Origin of the sequence: Roseovarius maritimus, assembly GCF_043355895.2 — a bacterium.
GTDB lineage: Bacteria > Pseudomonadota > Alphaproteobacteria > Rhodobacterales > Rhodobacteraceae > Roseovarius > Roseovarius maritimus.
This window is the reverse complement of the sequence record NZ_JBHFPF020000028.1, coordinates 1-2,525: the sequence shown is the minus strand read 5'-3', so window position 1 is coordinate 2,525 and position 2,525 is coordinate 1. Positions and strand designations below refer to the sequence as shown.

The following is a 2,525-nucleotide window of genomic DNA, read 5'->3' as shown; positions in this document are numbered from 1 at the left end:
ATCGTATGCCTCCGGCGGGGGCCGCCTGACGGATTTCAGGAGGTGATGATAGGTCCGACCTTATGGCCGACCTTATGTTCAGACCCGAGATCGAAGTTCTTTCCGCGGCCGATGGCGCGCGGCGCCGGCACTGGAGCGATGCGGACAAGCTGCGGATCGTGGAGGAGAGCTTTGTCGGGCATCGTCAGGCCAGCGCCACCGCGCGTCGTCATGGGATTTCGCGATCCTTGTTGACGAGCTGGCGGCGGCAATTCCGGAATGGTGAACTGGGGATGGTGCGCACGCCGATGTTCACGCCGCTCGCGGTTGCCGAGGCGCTTCCGACATCGGCCTCCAGGACGTCCCCTGCGTCGAGCTTGGAGAACAGGGTCGAGATCGTTCTGGAGAACGGGCGCCGCCTCGTGGTGCCGGTCGACGTAGACCCGCAGGCGTTGTCCCGGCTGCTTCCCGTGATCGACGGTCGATGATTGCCTTCCCGGCGGGGGTGCGCGTTTGGATCGCTGGCGGGGTGACGGATATGCGCCGGGGGATGAACACGCTGGCGCTCCAGGTGCAGCAGGGGCTGGGGCGCGATCCCCACGCCGGCGAGATCTTCTGCTTCCGCGGGCGCAAGGGCGACCTGGTCAAGCTGCTCTGGCACGATGGGGTGGGCATGTCGCTCTACACCAAACGGCTCGAGGCGGGGAAGTTCATCTGGCCGGCGGGCGGAAGCGGCGAGGCCGTTCAGATCTCCGCGGCCCAGCTGGGCTATCTTCTTGAGGGGATCGACTGGCGCAATCCGCGCTGGACGCAACGCCCTGCAAAGGCGGGATAAATCGGCCTCATAGGGCTTATTTGCATAGGCTTTCCGATGGTCGCGTGGTAGGTCTCGGCCATGTCAGATGCTGCTTCCGAGATCGCCAGATTGCGCGCCGCACTCGCGGCCTCGGAGGCCCGTGCCGAGGCCGCTGAGAGCGAGCTGGCGCAGACCCGGGCGGTAGTCTCGACCTCCGAGGCGATGATCAAGCACCTCCGGCTCGAGATCGCCAGGCTGCGGCGCGAGCAATACGGCCACAGCTCGGAACGCCGCGCCCGCCTGATCGACCAGATGGAGTTGCAGCTCGAGGAACTCGAGGCAGCTGCCACCGAAGACGAGATTGCCGCCGAGAAGGTGGCGAAGACCACGACCGTCGCGGAGTTCGAGCGCCGCCGTCCGGCGCGCAGGCCCTTCCCGGAGCATCTGCCGCGCGAGCGTGTGGTGATCGCGGCGCCCACGGCCTGTTCCTGCTGCGGCTCGGACCGCATCGTGAAGATGGGCGAAGACATCACCGAGACACTCGAAGTCATTCCCCGGCGGTGGAAGGTGATCCAGACCGTCCGCGAGAAGTTCACCTGCCGCCAGTGCGAGAAGATCAGCCAGCCGCCGGCCCCGTTCCACCCCACACCCCGCGGCTGGGCCGGGCCAAACCTGTTGGCGATGATCCTGTTCGAGAAGTTCGGCCAGCATCAGCCCCTGAACCGACAGGCCGAGCGCTATGCCCGGGAAGGCGTCGAGCTCAGCCTGTCGACCCTGGCCGACCAGGTCGGCGCCTGCGCTGCCGCGCTCGCGCCTGTTCATGCACTGATCCGCGATCATGTCCTCGGAGCCGAACGGCTGCACGGCGATGACACCACGGTGCCGCTGCTGGCGAAGGGCGGAACGCGCACAGCGCGGCTCTGGACCTATGTCCGTGACGACCGGCCGTTCGCGGGAGGCGCGCCGCCGGCGGCGCTGTTCCACTTCTCGCGCGACCGGGAGATGGCCCACCCCAACCGGCATCTCGCGGGATGGCAGGGTATCCTGCAAGCCGATGCCTATGGCGGATACAACGATCTCTATCGCGGCGACCGCGATCCCGGCCCGGTCAGTAGCGCGCTCTGCTGGAGCCATGCCCGCCGCAAATTCTTCGAGCTTGCCGACATCAAGGGGAATGTCCGGAAGGGCAAACCCGCCCATGACATCTCGCCCGTCGCGCTCGAGGCCGTGACACGGATCGATGCCCTGTTCGACATCGAACGTCAGATCAACGGTCTGGATACTGCCTCGCGGCTCGAGGCCCGGCAACGGCTGTCCCGCCCGCTCGCCCTCGAGTTGCACGACTGGATGCGCACCGAGCGTGACACGATGTCGAGGCACAATCCGGTGGCCAAGGCGATCGACTACATCTTCAAGAAGGACCGCTGGGAGGCCTTCACCCGCTTCCTCGAGGATGGCCAGATCTGCCTGACGAACAATGCGGCCGAACGTGCTCTGCGAGGCGTGGCCCTCGGCCGGAAGTCATGGCTCTTCGCCGGCTCCGAGCGGGGCGGCGACCGTGCCGCCTTCATGTATTCCCTGATCGTCACGGCGAAGATGAACGACATCGATCCCCAGGCCTGGCTGGCCGACGTCCTCGCTCGGTTGCCCGACATGACCGCCTCGCAAGTGCCGACCCTGCTTCCATGGAATTGGCAATCCTCGGAGCGCCTCCGAGACGCCTGACCGCGGCCCACGCCGGATGCTTACT

The 2,525-nt window shown here is 66.6% G+C and carries 3 protein-coding genes; all 3 read left to right on the top strand.

Annotation, left to right across the window (positions count from 1 at the left end):
* Window positions 1-62: 62 nt before the first annotated feature.
* From tnpA to tnpC, 3 genes are read left to right on the top strand one after another with little or no spacing between them, the layout of a single operon-like run.
* Entirely contained in the window at window positions 63-467 is a 405-nt protein-coding gene (gene tnpA / locus ACEWPM_RS19730) for an IS66-like element accessory protein TnpA (protein ID WP_393964160.1), read from the top strand.
* Entirely contained in the window at window positions 464-814 is a 351-nt protein-coding gene (tnpB, locus tag ACEWPM_RS19725) for an IS66 family insertion sequence element accessory protein TnpB (protein ID WP_393964159.1), read from the top strand. The genes tnpA and tnpB overlap by 4 nt, the downstream gene beginning before the upstream one ends.
* Window positions 815-874: 60 nt before the next feature.
* Window positions 875-2,500, top strand: a complete 1,626-nt coding sequence (gene tnpC, locus ACEWPM_RS19720; protein WP_393964158.1) for an IS66 family transposase — start codon at window positions 875-877, stop codon at window positions 2,498-2,500.
* The last annotated feature ends 25 nt before the right edge of the window (window positions 2,501-2,525 follow it).